At 45.9% G+C, this 7297-nt stretch carries 5 protein-coding genes and 1 pseudogene; 1 reads left to right on the forward strand and 5 read right to left on the reverse strand.

Features of this window, described 5'->3' with window-relative positions:
• Positions 1-405: 405 nt before the first annotated feature.
• Positions 406-1824 (forward strand): annotated as a pseudogene (locus C5O24_RS09320) (TraM recognition domain-containing protein); the annotation flags it as partial.
• Between the two features lie 64 nt (positions 1825-1888).
• Here the strand turns inward: C5O24_RS09320 and C5O24_RS09325 are convergent.
• The 5 genes from C5O24_RS09325 to C5O24_RS09345 form a co-directional block, all read right to left on the reverse strand.
• Positions 1889-2494 carry an RteC domain-containing protein gene (locus C5O24_RS09325; protein ID WP_010801779.1) on the reverse strand — a complete coding sequence of 202 codons (606 nt, stop codon included), beginning with the start codon at positions 2492-2494 and terminating at the stop codon, positions 1889-1891.
• A 251-nt stretch (positions 2495-2745) separates the two neighbouring features.
• A complete protein-coding gene (locus tag C5O24_RS09330; protein ID WP_010801778.1) occupies positions 2746-3159 on the reverse strand; it encodes a dihydrofolate reductase family protein in 414 nt (137 codons plus the stop codon).
• A gap of 368 nt (positions 3160-3527) precedes the next feature.
• Positions 3528-4415, reverse strand: a complete 888-nt coding sequence (locus C5O24_RS09335) for an RES family NAD+ phosphorylase (protein WP_228099967.1) — start codon at positions 4413-4415, stop codon at positions 3528-3530.
• Between the two features lie 45 nt (positions 4416-4460).
• The gene (locus C5O24_RS09340; protein WP_107036865.1) at positions 4461-5783 is read right to left on the reverse strand and encodes a sigma-54-dependent transcriptional regulator; all 1323 of its coding nucleotides are present in this window, start codon (positions 5781-5783) and stop codon (positions 4461-4463) included.
• On the reverse strand, positions 5776-7297 hold a 1522-nt coding region (locus C5O24_RS09345), incomplete at its 5' end, for a hybrid sensor histidine kinase/response regulator (protein ID WP_107681742.1). The genes C5O24_RS09340 and C5O24_RS09345, both read right to left, overlap by 8 nt.

The raw sequence follows: 7297 nt of genomic DNA on the forward strand, positions 1-7297 counted from the left end.
ATATTTATTATATGTCCCTTCCATTTCTCTCAATACAGGTATCATACCATCCAGTTACCACACCCTCAACCCGAAATATTTGGAGACTGTTGTTCGTTTTTCCGAAAATGGCGATGGATTAACAAAATAAATTTGTAATTTTGCGATGAATTAAAGACAGTTCGCAACGGTATTGTTCCATCGCATACGGTCGCAGTCGGCAACGCTGTAATTCCCGATGCAGGACAATGGCTGATTTTTGGTTGAGGTCGTGATGACTTCCGTACAATCGTTATCTAACCCACCATAAGCAACGGCAACCTAACGTCCGTTGACTGACAAGGCTGATTATGGGAACATTTTGGGAACAATTGCCCAAAAGTTTTAAACTTACAACGTGGTTTTCAGAATGATACGATTTTACCATGTACCCCGTTCCGTGCGTCCATCGTGTTAGGGACACCGGGCAGCGGCAAGTCATACGCTGTGGTGAACAGTTTTATCAAGCAACAGATTGAGAAGGGCTTTTCGATGTATTGTTATGATTTCAAATATCCCGACCTCTCTACCATCGCCTATAACCACCTGATGAACAATTCGGAGGGCTACAAGGTGATGCCAAAGTTCTATGTAATCAACTTCGACGACCCGCGACGTTCACATCGGTGCAATCCGATACATCCGGATTTCATGGAGGATATTACGGACGCTTACGAAAGTGCATACACGATAATGCTCAACCTCAATAAAACTTGGGTGCAAAAGCAGGGCGACTTCTTTGTGGAGTCACCTATCATTTTATTTGCCAGCATTATCTGGTATCTCAAAATCTATCAGAACGGTAAGTATTGCACGTTTCCCCATGCCATCGAGTTTTTGAACCGCCGCTATGAGGATATTTTTCCGATACTGACCTCTTATCCCGAACTGGAGAACTACCTTTCCCCATTTATGGATGCGTGGCTCGGAGGGGCTGCGGAGCAGCTCATGGGACAGATAGCGTCGGCAAAAATTCCGCTTTCGAGGATGATTTCCCCGCAGCTCTACTGGGTGATGTCTGACAGCGAGTTTACGCTGGACATCAACAATCCCGAAGAGCCGAAAATCCTCTGCGTGGGCAACAATCCCGACCGTCAGAACATCTACGGGGCGGCTCTCGGTCTGTATAACTCCCGTATCGTGAAGCTCATCAACAAGAAGGGGATGTTGAAGTCGTCGGTCATCATAGACGAGCTGCCGACGATATACTTCAAGGGGCTTGACAATTTGATTGCCACCGCACGAAGCAACAAGGTTGCCGTGTGTCTGGGCTTTCAGGATTTCAGTCAGTTGGTGCGTGACTACGGGGACAAAGAGGCGAAGGTGGTGATGAATACTGTCGGCAACATTTTCTCCGGTCAGGTGGTAGGCGAAACTGCCAAGACGCTCTCAGAGCGGTTTGGTAAGGTGTTGCAGAAGCGGCAGTCCATTTCCATCAACCGGCAGGACGTGTCCACCTCCATCAACACGCAGATGGACGCGCTCATTCCACCGAGCAAGATTTCCGGGCTTACGCAGGGAATGTTTGTCGGTTCGGTGTCCGACAACTTTAACGAGCGCATCGAGCAGAAGATTTTTCACTGCGAGATTGTGGTGGATGCCGAGAAGGTGAAGCGGGAGGAAAGTGCCTACAAGCCTATCCCCGTCATTACCGACTTCACGGACGAGAATGGCAACGACCGCATGAAGGAAACGGTGCAGGCTAATTACAGGCGAATCAAGGAAGAGGTGAAACAGATTGTTCAGGAGGAACTGGAGCGTATCGCAAACGATGATAACCTGAAACATCTGTTGCAGCAGAAGTAACCTATTGGCAATAATGGAAATAAGCGGAACAAGTTTCAAAACCTGTCCCGCTTGTTTTTTGATATCATTTTCTCATGCGTTCCAACTCTTCGTCGCGCAGCATCCTCTCGTTCAGTTTTTCCTGCATCCTGTCGAGGAAGTAGGTGCGGCTTTCGTTCTTCCTGCGTTTGATGTCAACGTAGAAACGGTAGCAGTCCTTTGATTCAATACCGAATATCTTGTAAAGAAGCGGAGCGAGCTGTTTGAGCGGCATTTTGCCGTTGTTGATGCAGCCCATCTCGTCAATGCCGTAGATAAGTTCCACGAGGTCGATGGCGTTGCCCGTCCATTGCAGGAGGTTGGCAGTGTTATCGGTTGTAGTGTTGGCGGATATTAGTGGTGGCACTTGGGACATTGCAAGGAACTTCTGCATCTTCCTGACGAAAGAGAGAGCCTTGCTGACGTATGCGGCAATCTCTTTCCTTTCTTCGGAAAGGTTGCGCACGGGATGGTGTTGTAACTCGATTTCAATGTATGCCAATGCGATGATGGTACGGTTTGCGTCCATGCTGCCATTGCACAGTTCGATCACTTGGGTGGCGAAAGCCATATATGCCGTTTCCATATTGCAGTCGCCGGCTTCGTTTATCAGGCGGAAAAAGTCGGTTTCCGCTAATAAAAAGTAGTTCATGTTCCTGTCAATTTTGAAGTTTTACACTCTGTTTTTCGGTATGCGCACATGAATATTATTGGCAATAAGCGTGGCAGAAAACAGAAAATCCGGCACCCGTTTTCACAAAGCACTGGATTTCAGATGTATAAATCTTGATATTTTTTATCAGGAATGAATTGACGAAGACTTAATTTGACTATAAATTAGACATTTATATAATTTTTCGTAAATTAAAATGTATGACCGGCATACATTTCAGGTGTTCTTATTTATCTGTCAAGGGCATATATGGAACGGCATACACCGTTGGGATAGCTTTTCAGCGAAGCAAGTGTCCAGTGTTTTTCGTAGAGTGCCGACTTGAAGAAATGCCGTCCGGTTCCAGCAATGAAAGGAATGGTGTACAGTATGATTTCATCTACCGCCTGCATACGCAGCAGCCCGTTGATATAGTCCGCCGTGTCAGGTGTCGCTTCCGCAAGATAGCAGGTGTTTGTGCCGTCTTCTCGCCATTCGTGCAGCATAGAGATGGAATAGTCAGGCGTGACACGGTAAAGGGCGTTTTTTCTGATTTCATCAAGACCGCAACGGTCAAGACGCAAATCCTTATGCGCTTTGCCATATAACTCGGAAGAAAGACATCCGTCTATTGTAAGGACGGCAAGAATCTGAACTTTTCCCATAATCGTATCCTTTCGTTAGGCAAGGTGCAAAAAAAGTAGCGTGCAATCCACACTACTTCAAGCGTAGGCTCTGGTAAAGCCCCTAAACGAAATACGTGAATGCACGCTATGCGTAGGCATAGCATAAGCATCACGCAATTAGCTTCGTTTAGTTTCAATTTACCAGATTTACGCTTGAAACTCCTTGCGGTCTTATTCTATATGTCGGCGGCGAAAAGCTCCAGCCAATCGCCGTTATTTCTCAAATGTTCTACAAAGATAGCGAAATTCAGCGAATTACGGGCTATGATTGCTTGAATTTATACGTTTTTCGTTCTTAGTAAGAATGCTTTTTTACACTATAAAGGTTATTGTGATTTGATAGTATTTTATTTAATTAGCTTCTCATAATCGAGATATAACGGGTTATTATCATTAATATACGCTAAATCCCCCTGATTATTAGCACAACCAAAAGCCGCTCTTGCCGTTAGTTTGATGTCTTCTATTCTAAAATCTTGAGAAGATATGGCTTCACATTTCTCATAATTAAATATAGTCAAATTTACACCTCCAAAATGTAATGAACTATTGTACCTTATACCATCATATCCAAGATTTTTAAGATACTCTGCTATAATCTGGGATGGAATATAATCGTCAGAATCGTTAGTCGGTTTAGAAAATGCCCTTTGTATCATCCTCATAATATACATATCTACTGTCGCATTATTATTTTCAGACAAGTCAAGTTCAACAGCAATGTTTGCAATCTTAAGAGGTCTATTAACTCTTATTTGAGCAATATTCACTGCATCACCTATAAAAGGTCGTACCTCAAATAATGTTGTAGTAGGGCTTTCTGAAACATATAGATACTTAATATATTTAGGATTCGCACGTCCATCCGAAACTCTCACATTTTTAGGTGGAACGAAAGAGGCCTCTTTTGTAAGCCCTTTAAATGGATTCGATTTATTATGATAACCTATATCTAACCGTTCACCATCTGGTGCTCCATAACATTTATATACCATATGGTCATTGATACAACTATCATCAATAATTCTTGACCTAAAGAATATTTGACCAGAATAAACCTCAACAATATTCTCAGATACATACTTTGATAGTATATCCAAAAGTTGATGTTTTACAAAAAAGCGATCTTTGTAAAGTACAACATCTTTAAACGCATACCAAATTTTACGAGCTTCATAACTCGCATCACTTTCATCAAAATATTTGTTGGGGCTTTCTCTATCGACTCTCATCATTCTGAATTAACACTGCAAAAATAATAAATTTCAGCGAATTACGGGCTATGGTTGCTTGAATTTATATTTAAGTCCATACTCTTCAAGTTTACTATAAAGTGTAGCTCTGCTTATTCCCAACAGGTCGGCGGCGGCACTTCGGTTGCCGTTTGTCTGCTTTAACGCACGCATTATCCGTTCCTTATCCTCCGCGTCATTGCGTAGGGCGAAGCTGACTGGTGAGGTCGGTTTCGTCACGGCAAGTTCAAGATGCTCTTTCGTGACCACACCTTCCTGAGCCTGCAATACCGCTCCCATGATTTTCTGCCGAAGCTCGCGCACGTTGCCCGGCCATGCGTGGGTCAGCAACGCTTTTCTGGCCTCGGAACTGAAACCGCTTACATTACACTCCAGTTCCCTGTTGGCTATCTCCCGAAAGAACTCCGCCAGCGACATGATGTCCTCCTGACAGTCACGCAAGGGCGGCACGGTTATCACGAAGTCTTGCAGACGGTAGAGCAAATCCTGCCGGAAACGCTTTTCACTCACTGCCGCTTCCAGATCCTCGTTGGTGGCGGCGATGATGCGGACGTTGAAACTTCTGTCCGCCTTGTCTCCGACCGGGCGATACTGCCTTTCCTGTATGGCACGGAGCAACATCTGTTGGGTTTCCAATGCGAGATTACCCACCTCGTCGAGAAATAGCGTACCACCTTCCGCCTCATGGAAATATCCTTTCTTGGTACTGTCCGCACCTGTAAACGCGCCTTTGACATGTCCGAAGAAAGCCGATGGCGCAAGTTCTCTGGAGAGAGAACCGCAGTCCACCGCCACAAATGGTTTGGCCGCCCGTTTACTCTTATCGTGCAGGTGGTGGGCGATATGTTCCTTGCCTGTGCCGTTCTCCCCGAATATCATCACGCTCATATCGGTAGCGGCTACCAGCCTTATCCGGTGCATGATTTTCTGAAAGGCGGAACCCTCACGGGCGAACACGGGCATACGGCGGTGTCCCGCTTGTCGTTCTTTCTGTATGGAATGGAGAAGTGGAATGAGTTTGTCTTCCACAAGCTGTTTGGGTATGTAATCCAAAGAACCGAGTTTCATGCTTTCCACTGCCGTATGCACCTCGGCGTAATCGGTCATGATGATGAAGGGTTGTAGTTTCCCCTCCTTGCGCATCCAGCGCAACAGGTCTATGCCGTTGCCGTCAGGCAGACGCAGGTCGGCAACCACTATATCATTATCCGTCCCCTGTTGCAGATGTTTTTTCGCTGTCGATAGGTGGTAAGCCTTTACGGTATGGTAGCCTTCTCGTGCCAGCAGGTTGCAGACATATTCGCAATACACGATGTTATCCTCCACGACGATTATTCTTGTCCTATCCATTTTCGTATTTTCTCCTTTCCTCTTTTGCCTGTCGGATTATTTCCGCTCCCATATTCAATACTGCGGTAACAGCATGGCTTAACTCACTTTCTTCCGGCATTGCCTTTCCATGTAGCACTCCATAAAGTATCCTCAGCGGCTGGTCGGCACGGAGTATCTCCCACGAACTGCGCAAATGGTGTGTCAAGGCATCAAGTTCTTGCAGGTCGTTTCGCGTTGCCGCATCCCGAACCGCCTGCATTTCCTTCTCGGTTTCCGTTATCAGCTTTTCCAGCATGACAGCTTCATTGCCGTAGGACAGCAAAGCAGAAAAGTCCGGTTTACTGTCCTGTGTATTTTTAATAGCGCACTTGTCGGAAACTTCCATCAGCTCCGATATGGAGAACGGCTTGAAAAGGCATCCGGCAAAGCCTCGTTCCAGAAGTTCCTCCACATCGCAGCTGCCCGAAGCGGTTGCCACGACCACTGGGATTGTCTGTGAATTGCCCACGTTGGAAGATCGCAACAGTTCCAGCAACTCGAAACCGTTTATACTGGGCATATTCAGATCCGTCAGCAACAAGTTGTATTCTTTCCGGCGTACCATTTCCATCAGTTCCCCCGTATCGGTGCAAGTGTCGCAGTGTATTCCGTCCTGTGCATACATTTCTTTCAGCATCAGGAGTAGCACCTCATCATTGTCTATGGCGGCAACATTGAGGTTTCTGTCCTTTTGGTGGATACAAGTCTGTATCTCTTTTTTCGGTACGTCTTCGGCTTTCTGCATGGGTATTTTCACTATGAAACGGCTACCATTCCCTTTATCGCTATCCAGCCGTATTGTTCCGTGTAGCATTGTCACGATATTATGCACGATGGCAAGTCCAAGCCCGAAGCCGTCCTTTGCGGCGGCGTTTGAGAGGCGTTCAAATGCACCAAATACACGTTGTTGTTCATCTTCGGTCATGCCTGTGCCTGTATCCTCGACTATCAGTATCAGCACTCCGTCGGTATAGCCGGTAGTTAGCGACACACCACCTTCCTCCGTGAACTTGATGGCATTTGACAGGAGGTTGTTCCCGATTTGGATTATTCGCTCTTTGTCGGTCAGTACAACCGCATCGTTTTCGTTCTTTACGGTCAAGGAAAGCCCCCTGTTCATGGCGATTGGCATGAACTCCGTTTCAAGGGTATGTGCGATTGTTGAAATGCGGCAGGGTGACAGTCTGGGCTGTTCCTTTCCGTTGTCCAAGCGGAAAAAGTCCAGCAGGGTGTTGAGCATATCCCGCATACGGTCGGAGGATTGTTGTATGCTTTGAAGAAAATGCACATTATTTCCATTGCTGCATTCTTTCCGTAACAATTCGGTATAGCCGGTTATTGTCGTAAGCGGTGTGCGCAGTTCATGGGTTATTGTGTGTACTGCCTTCTTTCGTGAAACTATTAAAGCTTCGTTTTGTTGTATGGATTGTTTAAGTTGCCCGATTAACTCCGCTGTTTTGCATTTGTATTGTTTTATTTGTTTTGCATCACGG

The organism is Paramuribaculum intestinale, from assembly GCF_003024925.1.
In the GTDB taxonomy this organism is placed as follows: Bacteria; Bacteroidota; Bacteroidia; order Bacteroidales; family Muribaculaceae; genus Paramuribaculum; species Paramuribaculum intestinale.

Coding starts and splice junctions, on each gene's coding strand:
- C5O24_RS09325 (WP_010801779.1), bottom strand. CDS start 2,494: ATGAACTACTTTTTATTAGCGGAAACCGACTTTTTCCGCCTGATAAAC.
- C5O24_RS09330 (WP_010801778.1), bottom strand. CDS start 3,159: ATGGGAAAAGTTCAGATTCTTGCCGTCCTTACAATAGACGGATGTCTT.
- C5O24_RS09335 (WP_228099967.1), bottom strand. CDS start 4,415: ATGATGAGAGTCGATAGAGAAAGCCCCAACAAATATTTTGATGAAAGT.
- C5O24_RS09340 (WP_107036865.1), bottom strand. CDS start 5,783: ATGGATAGGACAAGAATAATCGTCGTGGAGGATAACATCGTGTATTGC.